This is a genomic window from Saccharospirillaceae bacterium (assembly GCA_022448365.1).
Lineage (GTDB): Bacteria > Pseudomonadota > Gammaproteobacteria > Pseudomonadales > Oceanobacteraceae > Bacterioplanoides.
This window is the reverse complement of record JAKVCS010000003.1, coordinates 394,788-411,749: the sequence shown is the minus strand read 5'-3', so window position 1 is coordinate 411,749 and position 16,962 is coordinate 394,788. Positions and strand designations below refer to the sequence as shown.

Here is a 16,962-nt window from a genome sequence, read left to right as displayed (position 1 = left end):
CCTTTGCTATACTGCGCGCTTTAGCACAGTGTCTGAGGCACAGCTCGCATGGCGGTAATTGATTGGGTAATCGTGGCAGTATTAGCCATCTCCAGTTTGATCAGTCTGAAACGCGGTTTCGTCAAAGAAGCCCTGTCATTGGCCAGTTGGATTCTTGCCTTTTTGGTAGCCCGCCTGTTAAGCGGTAATCTCGCTACGCTGCTTGAAGGCAGCATTGATACTAATTCACTGCGCTGGATCGTCTCTTTTGCCATCCTGTTTGCCGGCACACTGGTGATCTGTGCCATGATCAATCACCTGTTAGTTGAGGTCGTTCGGATGACTGGCTTAGGTGGCACTGATCGTGTTTTCGGAATGGTATTCGGTTGTGTACGTGGCCTGATTATTCTGGTGGCCGCGGTTTATGGTTTGCAGTTTACGCTCGTTCCACAGGACTCCTGGTGGCAGGAGTCGATGCTGATTCCACACCTTGAATCGGTTGCTGACTGGGCACGTAAAACGTTGCCGGGTGCAAAGGATCAGGTGATGTCTCTTTCTCTTCTGAATCAATAATTATTAAGCTTGTTTGAGGTTATACGCGCATGTGCGGAATAGTGGGTATCGTTGCTAAAACCCATGTCAACCAGATCATTTATGATGCTCTGACAGTTTTGCAGCACCGTGGGCAAGATGCCGCTGGTATTGTTACCAGTAACGAAGGCAAATTGTATCTGCGTAAAGACAATGGTCTGGCCAGTGATGTGTTTCGTACCCGTCATATGCAGCGTTTAGTCGGTAACATTGGTATTGGTCATGTCCGTTATCCCACGGCAGGCTCATCCAGTTCAGCCGAAGCACAACCGTTTTATGTGAATTCGCCTTACGGCATAACGCTGGCGCACAACGGTAATCTGACCAATACCGCCGAGTTGGCCGAAGATATTTATCGTGCCGATCTGCGCCATGTCAATACCACATCAGATTCTGAAGTATTGTTGAATGTTTTTGCACATGAACTGCAACGTCAGAATCAGTTAAAACCAACGCCGGAAATGATTTTTGAAGCGGTAAAACGCGTCCATAAGCGCGTTCGTGGCGGTTATGCCGTTGTTGCGATGATCTGCGGTTACGGAATTATTGCTTTTCGCGACCCTAATGGTATTCGTCCGGCGATATACGGTAGCCGTGAAACCGAAAATGGTAAGGAATACATGGTAGCGTCTGAGTCGGTTGCACTCGACGCAGCGGGCTTCAAAATTGAGCGTGATATTGCGCCGGGTGAGGCGATTGTACTTACCGAGCAAGGGGAGTTGTTTACCCAGCAGTGCGCCGAGAATACGCAGTTGGTACCGTGTATTTTTGAACACGTTTATTTTGCGCGCCCCGATTCAATTATTGATGGCATGTCGGTTTACAAAGCCCGTTTGCATATGGGTGAAAAACTGGCTGAGCGAATCATGCGTGAGCGCCCGGACCACGATATCGATGTGGTCATCCCGATTCCGGATACCAGTCGTTCGTCGGCGCTGGAGCTGGCTAATCGCCTGGGTGTAAAGTTTCGCGAAGGTTTTATGAAAAACCGCTACATTGGTCGTACCTTTATTATGCCGGGCCAGCAGCAGCGTAAAAAATCGGTTAAGCAGAAACTGAACGCACTGGATCTGGAATTCCGCGGTAAAAATGTGTTACTGGTTGATGACTCGATTGTACGCGGCACAACCTGTGAACAAATTATCGAAATGGCACGCGAAGCCGGCGCGAAAAATGTGTATTTTGCATCAGCGGCGCCAGCAGTGCGTTATCCAAATGTTTATGGCATTGATATGCCCGCCAAAGAAGAGTTTATCGCTCACGATCGTTCAACGGATGAAATTGCCGCTGAGATCGGTGCAGACTGGCTGATTTATCAGCAACTTCCTGATCTGATTGATGCTTGTATCGAGGGCAGTAACACCGACGCGAAACAGTTTGATTGCTCGGTATTTAACGGTGAGTATATTACTGGTGATATCGACGATGCGTATTTTGCACGACTGCACGCCCTGCGAAATGATGCCTCAAAGGGTAAACGCAATGCGGTAGAAAATGTCGCTATCGATTTGCACAATGAATCACAATCCTGAAGTGGATAGAGTAAACAGTGACCGACTTTTCAGAATTTAATGATCGCTACCAATCGGATCTCACTGATGCTGAGTTTGAAACACTGGCGGTGCGTGCTGGACAGGTACGCACGCCTGAATGTGAGCACAGTGAAGCTATTTTCCCGACCAGCAGCTATGTATTTAATTCAGCCGCAGAAGCGGCAGCACGTTTCTCCGGCGATGCGCAAGGCAATGTGTATTCTCGATATACGAACCCTACGGTACGCACGTTTGAGCAGCGTTTAGCTGCGCTTGAAGGTGGTGAAGCCTGTGCTGCAACGGCATCAGGTATGGCTGCCGTATACGCTGTTTGTATGGCTCATTTAAAAGCCGGTGATCATTTAATCTCTTCCCGCAGTGTGTTTGGCAGTACCAATGTACTGTTTGAAAAGTTTCTGAAGAAATTTGATATTCAGGTCAGTTATGTCGACCTGCTGGATATCAACGACTGGAAAAATAATCTGCAGGAAAACACCAGGCTGTTTTTCCTTGAGTCACCCTCCAATCCGATTACTGAAGTTGCCGATATTCCTGCATTAGCAGAACTTGCTCATCAGAATGACGTGCGGCTGGTGGTTGATAATTGCTTTTGCACTCCTGCTATTCAGCGCCCACTGAGCCTGGGAGCGGATTTGGTGGTGCATTCTGCAACGAAATACATTGACGGTCAGGGACGCTGTGTCGGAGGCGCTGTTGTTGGTAGCGACGAATTAATCGAGCCGATTATTGGTGTGCTACGGTCAGCTGGGCCGACCATGAGTCCGTTTAATGCCTGGGTTTTTACCAAAGGCCTTGAGACCTTATCGCTACGCATGAAAGCGCACACAGAAAATGCGTTGGCACTGGCACAATGGTTAGAACAACAACCCGCTGTCACCAAAGTGAACTACTGTGGTTTACGCTCTCATCCGCAGTTTGCTCTGGCACAGAAGCAACAATCATTGTCTGGCGGCGTGCTGTCGTTCGAAGTGGCGGGTGGACGTGATGCGGCCTGGAAGGTAGTGGATGCCACTCGTATGATTTCGATCACTGCGAATCTGGGGGATGCCAAGACAACCATTACTCACCCGGCGACGACCACCCATGGTCGTTTGAGCGATGAAGAGCGCGATCGCGCCGGTATTTCTCAGGGGCTGTTGCGCATTGCAGTCGGTCTGGAGAATATTGCAGATATTCAGAGAGATCTTGAGCTGGGGTTACAGAGCCTGTAACCCGCAGGTTTTTATCGCAGTAAATCAGCCCTGTAAACGTCGCGTTTATGGGGTTTTTATTTTCTTAGCAAAGGTCACGGGGTGGTTACGAATTTGGCGTGACAAGCCTTTCCAAGTGAACCTGAGTCCCATATTCTTGTCGGAGTTTGTTCCTGGGCGATTTGTTGTTTCCTGGGTACCGTAATTATAACCAAGGTAAACGCATGTCCCAGGTAATTGATCAGGCATTGAGCCAGCTGAATCAGGTGGTATTGGGTAAAGAGACTCAGTTGAAAATGGCGTTGGCCTGTTTATTGGCGAAAGGACATTTACTGATTGAAGACTTGCCGGGGATGGGCAAAACAACGTTATCTCACGCGCTGGCCAGTGCGTTAAGTCTGCAGTACAACCGCATTCAATTTACCAGTGATTTATTGCCTGCCGATATCCTCGGTGTCAGCATTTTTGAAAAAGAGCCGGGCACGGAACTGGGACGTTTCCGGTTTCATCCCGGTCCTGTTTTCTCTCAGTTACTGCTGGCTGATGAAATTAACCGGGCAACGCCCAAAGCACAAAGTGCGCTGTTGGAAGCGATGGAAGAGGGTCAGGTAACCGTAGAAGGGGAAACCCGCGCATTACCAGATCCTTTTTTTGTCATTGCTACACAAAATCCGGTTTCTCAGTCCGGAACTTTCCCATTACCCGAATCCCAGCTTGATCGCTTTCTGATGCGTATTCAGCTGGGTTATCCGCACGAAAAAGCTGAACGAGAACTGCTGGAAGGCAAAGATCGTCGTGCTATGGCAAATAACCTGGTTGGGGTGATTTCTCACGAGCAGCTGTCGCAGTTGCAGCAGCAGGTAAACCAGGTTCAGACCTCATCTTCTGTTCTGGATTATGTTCAGCGCATCATTGCTTTCACCCGCTACGAAGGTGGCTATCAGTATGGTTTATCGCCACGTGGATCGCTGGCGCTATTGCGCAGTGCCAAGGCTTGGGCATTAATTCATGGCCGCGGCCACATGGTGCCGGAAGATATCCAGGCCGTATTACCGGCTGTGGTGGATCACCGGCTGGCGGATGCGGCTGATGGTGGCGCACACAGCGTTTCACAACAAATACTAAATACGGTACCGGTGCTGGTATAGGTTCGCATGATGACGTTATCTATTCCTGCTGCCTGGCGCCAACGCTGGCTGAGCTGGCTGGATCGTCGTATACCGCCTGCCCGCCAGGTGGAGCTGAATCATCGATCCATCTTTATCGTCCCAAACCGGGTTGGTCTGTTATTTTCCGGTATCTTGCTGGTTATGTTGGTCAGCGCAATCAATTACCAGAACAGCCTGATCTACGCACTCACATTCTGGTTGTTCTGTGTTGCCATGGCCGCGATGAATTTTACTTACGGTAATTTATCCGGACTGACCATTGCCGCAGGACACGCCTATCCGGTATTCAGCGGCGATGTCATTGAATTACCGGTTCGTATTATCGCGGCCAAGAAAAAATCTCATGAAGCACTGATGGTTGGCTTTCCGGATAACCCGGAGCTTGAGGCCGATGTTGTCGTTGCTGAGACCACGGTGGTTGGTCTCAGTTTTCGTACGCATCAGCGCGGTTGGTTAAACCCTGGACGACTGCGGATGGAAACCCGTTTCCCGGTCGGTATGTACACCGCCTGGACCTGGGTCGGACTGGATTTTAATGTGCTGGTGTATCCAAAACCTGATTTTGTCCCTTTTATTTTTGCACCGGGAGAGGGAGGTGAAGAATTACAGGGCGCGACATCACAGCAAAGCGGTAATCAGGATTTCAACGGCTTACGGCCATATCAAGCGGGTGACTCGCTGAAACAAATTGCCTGGAAACAACTGGCGCGCGGTAAAGGGCTTGTCACCAAAGAATTTGATAGCGATGAAGGGGCGATGTGTTGGCTTGACTGGGAAATGTTGGCCCCGGCCAATTTGGAAAGCCGTATTTCGCGGTTAACCGGCTGGGTATTACAGGCGCATCAGAATGGCTGGAAGTACGGTCTGCGTTTGCCGGACAGTGAAATAAAACCTGATAACAGTGAAGTCCATCGGGATTATTGCCTGCAGCAGCTGGCTGTTTATGGTTTGGCTGCAGACGAGAGGACATCATGAAACACATTCCGCGTGTCGCTCTGGTCTGGATTTTACTGGCGGTTGCAGCCAGCCTTGGTTTGCATGCGCTACATCTGCCGTTGTGGATGTGGACCGTGGTGGTATTTGTTGCGGGGTGGCGCTGGATGGTACACCTTGGACGTTTTCCTTACCCCAATAAAACGGTCAAAACCCTAGCGGTCATTGCTGCCACGAGTGCGGTGGTATTGTCGTTTGGTCAATCGTTTTCCTTGGAGAGCGCGTCGGCCTTTCTGGTTGCAGCGGCCATTCTGAAAGTTCTGGAAATGCGTAACCGGCGTGACGGTCAGATCGTTATTTTTCTCTGTTATTTTTTGCTGGCTGTCGGTTTCCTGTTTGACCAGGGCATCATGGCGGCCGTCACAGGGATCGTTGTCGTTTGGTTGATTACCACGGCTTTGATTGCGTTACAGCAAAATCACGGCGGTAGCATCACTCAGCGCAAAACCGCATCAACGTTATCTTTGCGGATATTGTTGGTGTCGCTGCCTTTTATGTTGATCATCTATCTGGTTTTTCCCCGTCTCGGACCATTGTGGAGTGTCGGCTTGCAATCCGATCAGGCGCGAACCGGATTATCGGATTCCATGTCCCCTGGCGACATCGCTAACCTAAGCCAGTCGGATGAATTGGCGTTTCGCGTGTCCTTTAAGGATGATGAGGTTCCAGCGAGAGAGGAGCGTTATTTTCGGGGTGTGATTCTGGATCATTACGATGGTCGTAGCTGGAAGCCCTCGGCCCGCGTTTCAACCGAATGGGCACCTGAGAGCTGGCAGCCACCTGCTGGTGCCCAAGGTGTGCTGGAATACGAAATCATTCAGGAACCTACGGATCAGAAATGGTTGTTTGCTCTGCGTGGTGTGGCCGCGGTTGAAAAAGGAACCGGCATGACCTCGGATGATCGGTTGGTAAACCGCCGTCCGGTTTATCAACGAAAGCGCTACAGTGTTGTGTCCTGGCCCAGTGTACGGGTTGATCATCGCGGATTGAGCCAGCGTAGCCTGAGCAATTACACCCGCTTACCTGCTGAACGAAACCCCAGAACTGTGGCGTGGGCGAGGCAATTTCGCCAGCAATTTACCAGTGACGCGGAATACATGAATGGCTTGTGGAATCATTTCCGCCAGCAGCCATTTTTTTACACCCTCAAGCCGCCGGTGTTGGGTGAGCACGATATTGACGAGTTTTTATTCGACAGTCGTCGCGGGTTTTGTGCGCATTACTCCGGAGCCATGACGTTTGCTGCCCGTGCTGTTGGCATTCCTGCTCGCGTTGTTGCCGGATATCAGGGGGGAGAATGGCATGGCGATGAAAAATACCTTTCAGTGCGGCAGTATGACGCCCACGCCTGGATCGAAGTCTGGATTAAAGACCGCGGCTGGCTGCGTATTGATCCAACTGCTGCAGTCTCGCCTGAACGGATTGAACTGGGCCTTGAAGCCGCTATGCAAGAAGAGGGCAGTTTCCTCGACGAACAGTTATTTTCAGCCCATAAACTGAAGGGTATTAACTGGATTAATCAGCTGCGATTACAGATTGATAGTCTGAATTATTATTGGCAACGTTGGGTTTTATCCTACGACAATCAGCGTCAGAGCCAATTATTGAGCAGCGTGTTGGGGATTAAATCGTATGAAAAACTTTTGTATGGTATCGCGGCTCTTTTTGCTGTGGTTTTTCTCGGTGGCGCACTCATTATCTGGTGGGGGCAACGGCCAAAATCCAGTTCAGGTTTTATGAAGGCATGGCAGAAGCTGCAGAAGCGGGCACAACGTTTGGGTTTGGAGGCTCACGTTGGTGAAACGCCAGGGCAGTATTTACAGCGTGTTGAACAGACTTTTCCGGCAACCATTTTGTTGGCCAGAGAGTTGAATAAAAAACTGGTTCACTATTTTTACATTGCAGAAGCACGCAATAAACAAGCCGAACGTGAGTTGATAAAAATGACCGGACGGCTGCGCCGAACCTTAAGAAAATCGCATTAGCCGAATTATGGTGACGAATTCCAGGCACAGAAACAGCCATCGCCAGCAACATTCATAAAGGGTCCGTAACGGCCTTTTTTCAGATTGCGAATAATACCGGGGAAAAAATCGTCGTTGGCGACGGTACACAAGGCACCAAAACCATAAGCGCCAAAATACCCCATGTGATACTCACCATCGATGCGGTTGAACAGCGCCAGGCCTGGACTGGCTGATAGTGGCAGTTGGTCAGGACTTAATTGAATCAAATCAATCCGTTCACCATTCAGACGTTTGAAGTCGTCGATGTGTTTCCGACTGGTCGTGCTAGAGGTAATCGCCACTACTCTCAGCTGTTGCTGATTAAACTCTCTCAGAATGCCGTTGAAGTGCCGTTGGCTGACCTGGTTGCACAAGCAATCGGGGTTCCAGAAATGGAACAGCACAACGTCTGCTTCAGTATCGTCAGGCAGCTTACGGATAGCCGATTGGAACAATGACTCAACATGGGCCGCTTGCCACAAGCGGGTATCGTCGCTGGCAGCAATAAACGGACGAATGGTTTGTTGTTGAAACCACCAAAGACCCAGCAGCGTGGCTGCCAGCCAGACTGTGATCAAACTACCGATCAAAAAGTTTTTGCGCGAAGCGTTGGATGTCGTATTCATGGTCGCAGTATACTCCCAACCCTCGCTCAGGAGCTAATCTAACCCCGCGGAATCACTGCTTTGGATCATCTTCCAGAACTTAGCGCCGATTGTCTTAACGGCACATTGCAGCAGCATCAGCTTGTGCTGTTAGATTTCTGGGCGCCTTCCTGCGCACCCTGCTTGGCGATGTTGCCGTTGTTGCAGTCGGTACAGCAACGTCAACCACAGGTGTATATCGCTAAGGTGAATGCTGAGGATCACACCACGCTGGCGGAGGAGTATCAGATCCGCAGTTTGCCAACGCTCATCTTGTTGCAAGAGGGCGAGGTGGTTGGCCGGTTGCAGGGGGTGTGTGGTGAGTCTCAGATTATGGCACTGCTGCAACCCTGGCTTGATGATGACATCGACACCCGACTGCAGTCGCTGGAGCAAAAACGCCTCACCGGTTCTTATCTGTCATCCGATGATCTTGCGTTTCTGAAACGCACTGTGCATGCCAAGCCAGAGAACTCGCGCGCGCGCGGCCTGTTGATTCATGCGCTATTGGATCAACTGAAAGCTGAATTCCCGCAGCCCAAAGAAGCACTGGCACCCATTGCTGCGTTATTGCAGGTAGAGCATTTCGAATGGTTGCGCGGCCCGCAAATTCAACAGGCGCAACAGCGTTTTGGCTACATGGCTGGCAGTTATGCAGAGGGGGTAGATTCGGAAGTTTCTGCGCTGTTGCTGGATGAAAACTACCATCTGGCTGCTGAAACATTATTGCATCAGCTGGAGCAACAACAGACTTCTGCACCTGAGGCGGTAAAGCGGCAGTTCTTACAGTTAATTGATACCATTGCTGATCGCGCAGCAGCCCAACAATTGCGCCGTCGATTTTTCAGCTGGTTGCACAGTCAAGACTGACGAGTAAAGCTCTTCAGCCGCCAACACCTGCGGCGAAAAGGCTGTTGCACTGAAGCAACACAAAGATCCCTGTATCCGTATTAACAGCGCTGCTGCTTCTGTGAATAATGCCTACCACGATTTTGTTACCATTGGTGAACGATTATGCAAACGCGCCCATTAGGAAATACCGAGCTACAGGTGAGCAAAATTTGTCTCGGAACTATGACCTGGGGTGAGCAAAACACCGAAGCTCAGGCACACGAGCAAATGGACTTCGCTCTGTCACAAGGTATTAATTTCTTTGACGTAGCAGAGATGTATCCGGTACCGCCTCGTCCTGAGACTCAGGGCTCCACAGAACGCTATATTGGCAGTTGGTTTAAAAAGACCGGCAATCGCAATAACGTCATTCTGGCAACAAAAGTGGCCGGGCCAGCCGACTGGTTAGGGCATATTCGTGGTGGCCCGCAACTAACACGGGACCATATTTTTCAGGCTGTGGATGCCAGTCTTGACCGTTTGCAAACCGACTATATTGATCTCTATCAGCTGCATTGGCCGGCGCGAAAGACCAACTTTTTTGGTCAGTTGGGTTATCAGCATCAGGAAGAAGATGAAACGACGCCACTGGAAGAAACACTGGCGGCATTGAATGAACTTGTTCAGCTGGGAAAAATTCGTCATTACGGTCTATCCAACGAAACGGCCTGGGGAGCCATGAAGGCAGCAAACATTGCGGATGCAAACGGATGGCCACGCCCGGTTTCTGTTCAGAATCCTTATAATCTGCTGAATCGCAGTTATGAAGTGGGTCTTGCGGAAGTATCGCAGCGCGAAAAGATGGGCCTGTTAGCGTACTCACCTCTTGCATTTGGTGTGCTTACCGGTAAATACCTGAATGATCAGCAGCCACAAAATGCCCGCTTAACACTGTTTGATCGTTTCACCCGTTATACGAGCGAGGTAGCCCAGCAGGCGACTCGTGAATACGTTGAGTTAGCACAGGATTTGGGGATGTCGGCCGCGGTGATGGCACAGGCATTCGTTACCGAGCGCAGCTTTGTTACCTCAAACATTATTGGCGCGACCAATATGCTTCAGTTGAAGGAAAATATCGATAGTGCTCAGATAATCCTTGATGATGACGCTGTGGCAAAGATTGATGCTATTCATGCCCGAATCTCCAATCCTTGTCCCTAATATGCAGGTGCATATTACACGCATTTAAACATCGAGAATTGTCGGTTAATTCTATCTTTAATGCACACAAAACGATCCTGATCGGAGGATCGTTTTTTCAAATATAATTCTTTCGCACAGCAACGCCCAGCGCGGAGTTAGTGCAGATTGGATCAAACAAATGTTAACTGCCCGCGTCAGCCTCAATAGTAATGATTCGGCGAAAATTCCCTGTTTTTATTTTTATGGCGTTTCCTTAACCAGATAACGATGCCACTGTAGCTTAAATAACCAATCATCAACCCCAATAAAAAAACCAATAACTGATAAGGCCAGCTGAACACTTCTGCCATATGCAGACCATATAGCCACTGAGTGACGGTGGTCGCTGCATGCTGTTCACTGGGCCAGTATTCGCCCAATAGCTGACCGCTGCTGGCATCTATGTATATCCGGCTGCGGGTCAATTGTGGGTCTAGGTCTCGGGATGAATTAAACCGATAGACATAACTGTTGGCGAATTCGCTGTAGCGTATAGAGCCTTCTATGCCTAACTGAAGATCGTATTTTTCGCTGAGGTTGCGGGCACGCTGGCGGGCGAATATCAGCGCTTTATACATCTTCATTTCCGGAAGTTGATGGCCAGCAGAGGGTGTTGCGGGTGGCTCGCCGAGTACGGTATAGGTCACCGGTTTATACACATCACGCAGATTTAACGCGACTGACGACCAGGCAAAAATCAGCAATAAGCCCCAAAGCCATAAACCGGCGCAGCGATGCAATAAAAAATGAAACGAGTAACCACGACTGCGCCAGCGCATTTTGAAACTCTGGCGCCAGCGGCTTAAAAATAACCGTAAGCGAAAAATCTTGACGACCGGTAAGGTCGTTGCCAGCGATATAAAACAATCCAGCGTCCATAGCAGGGCGACTATGCCCAGTAGCCAATACCCCCAGTTATTCGGAATCCATAAGGTGTAATGCAGCTTATAAATAAAACCCATCAGGTTTCGCCAGCTCTGGCTCAGATCGGATGGATCGCGCAGGCCGATGATGTCTGCGGTGTAGGGATTAATAAATAACTGACTGAAGCCACCGTCATGACGCACCCAGATCAGTAACGACCGACCATCGCGGAAATTCAGTGGCATGGTGCTGAACTCCCCATCAAATGTGGCGACGTGGTGTCGTGCGGTCAGGAATAATTCACTCGGCTCAAGAAACTGATCACCTTGTTCGGCGGTATAAAACAACTGCGGGTTTAGCCATTCATCAATTTCATCGTGATAGGCCAGGGCTGCCCCGGTTATGCCAGTAACAATCAGGAACAGTGCGGCCGTTAAACCGAGGTAGCGGTGCAGCAGGATAAACCACTGTTTGTGTCTGACTTGGGTGAACATGATGCGATCAGGCCTGAGTTATGAAGTCGCAGGTTGCGGAGCTGGCGCGATTCTAACGTGTTTTGGTGTTATCCAGAATGGGGTCGAATGTCGCAGAGTCTTGAGTCTGTTGATATTAATATAATTGATGATACGATGCGCGCCTCATTATTACAGGAAGTTTAAGTGAAAAACCCTATAGCTGCCTTTCTATTGTTCGCGAGCTTTTATGCTTGTGCTGAAACACAGTACGGACTTGCTGTTGGCACCGGCAGTCAGAACTCTCGATCCATCGCTGTTCCTATTCGTTTAGGCGAATCTAACAGGATTGAAGCTTCTTTTACTATTATAGATTTTGATAGAAAGACTTCAGAAAGGGAGAAGCCTGATAACAGCAAAGACAGAGACACAGATCTTAGTGTAGCCGTTGCTTATCACAGGCTCTTACATGGCATTGCTGGGGAGATAGTGCCATATTGGGGTGGTGGAGCACGCCTTTATTATGGTGAGGACGATTCGGTTAGTCGCTCAGAAAGCTATGATGGTAATGGTATTTACAGTTCGAAATCTTCTACCAGCACACGAGGGTATGGGGTTAATTTTATTCTGGGCGCTGAATATCCGATCTCTCAACAGTTGTCTGTTTCGGGGGAGGTTGGACTGGAATATTCCAATGTCAGAGAGATAAAAAAATACCGTGGTTCCAACACCAGGCCGAATGCGAGTCCCTCTGAGCCAACCACGGACGATTCAAAAAGAGCGAATATTAGAAATTATTCAATGCTAATTGTTCGATTTATGTTCTGATCTATCTGATTTGAAAAAAGCCGCTCAATTTCAAAGTTGAGCGGCCTTTTTATGTCTGACTGATAATCGTCGATCACTTCAATAGCGGTGCTAACACCAACACACAGCTGCTGATGAACGCTACGCTCCAGCTCAGGCTGCGCATCGCATGAATATCCACCCAGTAGAATACCGTGTACAACACCCGGCTTAACACAAACAGCAGACAGCAGACATTAATCAGCGTTTCGTCTGCCTGGAAAAACAGCGCGCAGAATAGCCCTGCGATAAAGACTGGTAGTGCTTCCAGGCTGTTCATGTGAGCAGATAGGGCACGTTTGCCAAAACCTGCCAGCTGGGCTTGCTGATCTCGTGGGTAACGGTTGTTGTAGCCACCTTTCTGCTGATTCATGGCGTAGGCTACCGGCATCTTGGTAATAATGATCGACAGTATGGCGAATAGTACGGTCAGTACTGGGATGGTCATCATGTTTGCTCCAGTTTAGGTATAAGTGCTCGGGCAGTATGCCTATAAGTCTCTCGCGACTTAAGGGGGAATCAAGACAGAAGGGTGGTAAATATGGACACATACTGTTCGGATTGAGCTGACCCTCCATATTCAATTTAAAAATCTATTTGTTAGTATTACGCTGGGATGTATCTGGTTAATTTTAAGGGATTGTTTTGAAGCAATTAATAATGACCATTCTGACTGTGACCTGCTCGCTGAGTTATGGCATGGAAAAGGATACTTATCTGGGTTTGTTAGAGCAGGCTAAGAAAGGAAATTTCACTCCTGCAGAAAACTACCTGCAACAAAATCAGCAGATCGCCATCACAGACCCGGATTAGGTGTTAGCTGGCTTTATAAATAGGTCATAACTAAACAGTAATCAATAGAAACGACAGACTGGGAATACACACGCTGATGGAGAATCAAAGATTTTTGAGTATATAAATGATGCTCTCGAGCACTCCTTTGCTGAAGGAGATGGCCAAATGATGAAGGCAATAACTCAGAATATTGGTAATACAATTAATGCCATCTAGATTCTTATCGCTTGCGAATGTACGTATAGAAAAACCAGTCAGGATAGAAAGCCAGGCTGTTCGAAGTTTAATTCTTGTGTTTCTAAGTCCAAGAATCTGGATGCGCAATTGCAGGGGTAACTTGGAGGCACTGGAAGCGAATTGTTATTAAATCAAACTCCTATAAAGGGACAAGTGATCGGTTTGATAAATTCTGCAATTCGAAATTGCACTTGACAAGGTTTCAGGAGGAGACACATTGCCGCTAGGAGGCAATATCTTTCCCATTGAATCAAGTAAGTACGTCACATAATCAGCAATTTATCTCCTGGTATTCTTCTTGCTGAGTCAAATGAAAAAGGAGGTTCATAATGCAAATCAACAGCTCAATTAATTTACTGGCTTCAAAGAGAGTTAATGAACTTACGAATAGTGTACCGCAAGCCAAGTTGAACGAGGAGGAGGGAATAGCGGCAACTAGTGCGTCTACATCTGTCCAGATAAGTACAGACCTCGAGCAATTAGGTAGGGCATTCCTGGGGGAAGAGGTACTTAATGATTGGCAGGACAAAGGCCTAACAATAACAAGTGAAGTTTTTGATGGGGTTCTAGAGGCTATGAATAGCGGGCTAAGGGCTCTTGAGGGCAATGCAGGGTATGTTGCATTAAATAAGCATGAGATTGTGATGAATAATCAAGAAACCCCTGAGTGGTTCGTAAAGGAGAAGCAAGATATTATCGCATCACACCCAAACCCCAAGGTGAGAGAAAGTTTTTTGAATGGTGACTTGTTTTTCGCTGTCCAAACCGCAAGCAGTACCTCATCAAGAGCAATTGCAGCATATAGAAATGTAATGTCTGAGTAATTTTTCTAGCTAATTCAACAAGCCGGGGCATTGAGATATGTAGAGAGGTTTCAGTCGTGAAGTTTTGGATCAGTTCGCAAGATTAATAGAAAGTAACTTGTTCGACTTGATTTGAACTCCTACAATATCGCTCGTTTTTACACTATCCCATTACCTTAAACTCAGGTTGTAATAATGAGCGACAAGCCAGCACTGCCAGACCACCTGTCTGTTAATCCTAAAAGCAAGTTCTATGCGGAAGAGTACTTCGAGCACGAAGTCGGTATTCTTCTTAACGGCAAAGAGCGTAACAACGTTGAAGAATACTGCATCAGCGAAGGCTGGGTGAAAGTATCCTCGCCAGTGGCTAAAGACCGTTTCGGCAACCCTATGCTGGTGAAGCTGAAAGGCGAAGTAGAAGCCTTCTACAAGTAACAGTCAGCTGCTAGAGCCTGTTACAGGCTCAAATTTGCCAACTCAGGCAGACACGCAGGAAGCTACCGGTTCCCAATAACCAGCGTTTCTATACTTTGAGTTGTCTGTTCAGCACTGGCTGAGCTGTTATTTGCCATTGTGGGGGCTGTATTGTTTGTTGCACTCCTCAATGGCAAGCATCGATTTTTCATTACCCTGGCTCGATAGGCTGATATATACCATATAGTCCATGCTTAGCAAAAGGTGAAGTTTAGCAGTTTCCAGTTCAACAAAACCTGTCACTATTCTGTCGACAGGTTTTAGTTGGGGTTAATTACTAGAATAGTTTGCTAATTTTTCTCAATGGTTTTGAGAGTGTACTTGCCCCTCCAGTTAGCAAAGACTCCACGGCGTCTCTGGTGTCAATACTGCCGAGATCGATTCTTTTACCTGCTATGTAAATATCTACTTCAATTCTTTCACTATTGATAGATAGTTTGTGTCCACTCCCTAAGATACGACTATCTAATAAGGCTCCATGTTTATGGGATATTCCTACATAGGTAGAGTGAATCAGAGAGTTGCCTCGGTAATATGCTTTTTCCGAATTTACAACAAGAGAAGATGCTGCTATTACCAGATTGGTGGTTACCTCCATGCCATCTCTACCGATCATATATAAGTTGTTTGTAGAGATAGGCCCAACCCATAATCTTCCAGATACTACAAGGTTCCCGTTTTCAAATTTAATATCTCCATCTATGCCAGCATTATTACCAGATCTAATGCGAACATTTTTAGAGCAAAAATTTGATATTAGTACACCCTCAGAGCATGAAGTATTGATGGCATTTAAATTTAGGCTTCTTGGCCCGGCATTATTATTCAGGAAATTCAAGTAAGAATTGAGGCTGTTTTGACCAGACTGTGCCACCCATTTGTCCGGAAACTGACCGTGTGTAGCATTTTCATAAACCTTCAATTGGACGTCATATCCTGTTATCAGCTGATCGCTAATGGTATTGAGACTTGCGCCTAAACCGTCAATAAACGGGTCGCCATCATAATATAATGAAGCGTGATGATTTGATTCTGGATTTTTTCTAGAAGGGTATCGATCTTCGTATGTTAGAGCAGCCGTTGGATCGAGTAATACAGTGTATAAATTATGATAAAAGTCACTTTCTAGAAGAGCGGCCAATTCATGAGTGAATATAGCACCACGACTGAAGCCGATTACAGCTATGTCCCATTTATAAGGCTGGGACCTCAAATAACGATTAACTTTTTTAGAAAGAGATTGTCGTTGTCTTGAAATTGGTCTTGCCGAGTCCCAGTCAACATTCCACTGTTCGATATAGCTGGTGTTAAAGCGGTTACAGCCAGGTGATGTTGCTCGCCCCAATAACTTGTCTACAATGTCATGCTGGAAAGCCTGTCCACCGTTGCCCAAGCCCAGTCCTATACTATCACCTCTATATCCATGAATTGTTATCAGTAGCATTGGCCGAAAAATGGCATTGCTACCGCAACTATTACCTGGGTTTCGATTCGTAGCTGGGGATGTAACCATCTGAACGCTAACAACAGAGTCAACAGTGTCATCATCATTGAATATTACGCTATGGCCATCTTTATGGTTAATTTCAATATTTGTTGTTTGCCCTGCAATAAATGTCTTGTTGTCTATGAAAACACTGTTTCGTTCTGCTGATACCTGCCAGGTTCCATTACTACTAACAAAGTCTGATATGCCATTTTTAATGACGTGTTCCGAAGAAAAAGTTGTCTGTACTCCCGAATTAGCCGGGAATGAAGGTAAAAGGTATAAAATCAATAAGAGATACGTTTTCATTATAGCTCTCACTTATTGTTTTAAAGTGATAGCATTGATAACCATATCGGCTTCTTCCCATTTTGCGACCTCACTTACTGAACAAGATGGAGAGGTGGTTAGAAGATCACCATCTTCGTTATATGCGCGGTACCAGAAATTAATACTTTTATTCATGCTGAATGCCATCTTTATCGCATTAGCTAACTCTTGATTAGATGTTTTGGTGTTCCTTATGTAGAACCTCCAGTAGCGGCTGTAATACGGCGATGTTGGGATTACTTTGATCCAATCGGAAGTAATTGTAATTTCTTTGATTTTTAGGTCTTGGCAGTAACCTGAGAATGAATTATTCGACAAGAGTAGAGCAAGCGTTAGAAATAGGATGTTTTTCACAGTATTTTCCTTTTTATCTTGATGGTGGTGTCCTTATGGAAAAGGATAGTTGTTACAGTGATATTAATCGAAGTATTGAATTAAAATGCTTGCGTTGATATTTGGCCATCAAATAATATTGAA

The 16,962-nt window shown here is 47.3% G+C and carries 17 protein-coding genes; 12 read left to right on the top strand and 5 right to left on the bottom strand.

The features are described from left to right. Window positions 1-48: 48 nt before the first annotated feature. The 6 genes from MK185_05590 to MK185_05565 all read left to right on the top strand — a co-directional run bounded on the left by MK185_05590 (window position 49) and on the right by MK185_05565 (window position 7,460). Window positions 49-552: a CvpA family protein gene (locus MK185_05590; protein ID MCH2040086.1), complete on the top strand. Its 504-nt coding sequence runs from the start codon at window positions 49-51 to the stop codon at window positions 550-552. Window positions 553-581: 29 nt separating this feature from the next. Beyond that, a complete protein-coding gene (gene purF / locus MK185_05585) occupies window positions 582-2,102 on the top strand; it encodes an amidophosphoribosyltransferase (GenBank protein ID MCH2040085.1) in 1,521 nt (506 codons plus the stop codon). 17 nt (window positions 2,103-2,119) lie between these two features. After that, a complete protein-coding gene (locus tag MK185_05580; protein ID MCH2040084.1) occupies window positions 2,120-3,334 on the top strand; it encodes an O-succinylhomoserine sulfhydrylase in 1,215 nt (404 codons plus the stop codon). 203 nt (window positions 3,335-3,537) lie between these two features. After that, window positions 3,538-4,461: an AAA family ATPase gene (locus tag MK185_05575; protein ID MCH2040083.1), complete on the top strand. Its 924-nt coding sequence runs from the start codon at window positions 3,538-3,540 to the stop codon at window positions 4,459-4,461. A gap of 9 nt (window positions 4,462-4,470) precedes the next feature. Continuing rightward, window positions 4,471-5,457, top strand: a complete 987-nt coding sequence (locus MK185_05570) for a DUF58 domain-containing protein (protein MCH2040082.1) — start codon at window positions 4,471-4,473, stop codon at window positions 5,455-5,457. After that, window positions 5,454-7,460, top strand: a complete 2,007-nt coding sequence (locus MK185_05565; GenBank protein MCH2040081.1) for a DUF3488 and transglutaminase-like domain-containing protein — start codon at window positions 5,454-5,456, stop codon at window positions 7,458-7,460. Before MK185_05570 ends, MK185_05565 begins: the two co-directional genes overlap by 4 nt. A gap of 5 nt (window positions 7,461-7,465) precedes the next feature. Here MK185_05565 and MK185_05560 read toward each other — a convergent pair whose 3' ends face one another. Then, the gene (locus MK185_05560) at window positions 7,466-8,107 is read right to left on the bottom strand and encodes a DUF6436 domain-containing protein (GenBank protein MCH2040080.1); all 642 of its coding nucleotides are present in this window, start codon (window positions 8,105-8,107) and stop codon (window positions 7,466-7,468) included. Window positions 8,108-8,167: 60 nt separating this feature from the next. On the opposite strand from MK185_05560, the gene MK185_05555 reads away from it, so the two are divergent. Continuing rightward, the gene (locus MK185_05555) at window positions 8,168-8,995 is read left to right on the top strand and encodes a thioredoxin domain-containing protein (GenBank protein MCH2040079.1); all 828 of its coding nucleotides are present in this window, start codon (window positions 8,168-8,170) and stop codon (window positions 8,993-8,995) included. Window positions 8,996-9,139: 144 nt separating this feature from the next. After that, window positions 9,140-10,177, top strand: coding sequence for an NADP(H)-dependent aldo-keto reductase (locus MK185_05550; protein ID MCH2040078.1), 1,038 nt, complete (start codon window positions 9,140-9,142; stop codon window positions 10,175-10,177). Between the two features lie 182 nt (window positions 10,178-10,359). Here the strand turns inward: MK185_05550 and MK185_05545 are convergent, their stop codons facing one another. Further along, window positions 10,360-11,556 (bottom strand): PepSY domain-containing protein, encoded by a 1,197-nt coding sequence (locus MK185_05545; GenBank protein ID MCH2040077.1) that lies wholly within the window; start codon window positions 11,554-11,556, stop codon window positions 10,360-10,362. Window positions 11,557-11,721: 165 nt separating this feature from the next. On the opposite strand from MK185_05545, the gene MK185_05540 reads away from it, so the two are divergent. Further along, a complete protein-coding gene (locus MK185_05540; protein MCH2040076.1) occupies window positions 11,722-12,342 on the top strand; it encodes a hypothetical protein in 621 nt (206 codons plus the stop codon). 73 nt (window positions 12,343-12,415) lie between these two features. Here the strand turns inward: MK185_05540 and MK185_05535 are convergent, their stop codons facing one another. Next, window positions 12,416-12,811 (bottom strand): MAPEG family protein, encoded by a 396-nt coding sequence (locus MK185_05535; protein ID MCH2040075.1) that lies wholly within the window; start codon window positions 12,809-12,811, stop codon window positions 12,416-12,418. 209 nt (window positions 12,812-13,020) lie between these two features. Between MK185_05535 and MK185_05530 the strand changes: the two genes are divergently transcribed. The 3 genes from MK185_05530 (at window position 13,021) to MK185_05520 (ending at window position 14,630) form a co-directional block, all read left to right on the top strand. After that, the gene (locus MK185_05530; GenBank protein ID MCH2040074.1) at window positions 13,021-13,173 is read left to right on the top strand and encodes a hypothetical protein; all 153 of its coding nucleotides are present in this window, start codon (window positions 13,021-13,023) and stop codon (window positions 13,171-13,173) included. A gap of 548 nt (window positions 13,174-13,721) precedes the next feature. Further along, a complete protein-coding gene (locus MK185_05525; GenBank protein MCH2040073.1) occupies window positions 13,722-14,216 on the top strand; it encodes a hypothetical protein in 495 nt (164 codons plus the stop codon). Between the two features lie 174 nt (window positions 14,217-14,390). Then, window positions 14,391-14,630 (top strand): DUF3297 family protein, encoded by a 240-nt coding sequence (locus MK185_05520; protein MCH2040072.1) that lies wholly within the window; start codon window positions 14,391-14,393, stop codon window positions 14,628-14,630. Between the two features lie 316 nt (window positions 14,631-14,946). On the opposite strand, the gene MK185_05515 is transcribed toward MK185_05520, so the two are convergent. Beyond that, window positions 14,947-16,464: a dienelactone hydrolase family protein gene (locus tag MK185_05515; GenBank protein ID MCH2040071.1), complete on the bottom strand. Its 1,518-nt coding sequence runs from the start codon at window positions 16,462-16,464 to the stop codon at window positions 14,947-14,949. 12 nt (window positions 16,465-16,476) lie between these two features. Further along, window positions 16,477-16,839 carry a hypothetical protein gene (locus MK185_05510; GenBank protein MCH2040070.1) on the bottom strand — a complete coding sequence of 121 codons (363 nt, stop codon included), beginning with the start codon at window positions 16,837-16,839 and terminating at the stop codon, window positions 16,477-16,479. Between the last annotated feature and the right edge of the window lie 123 nt (window positions 16,840-16,962).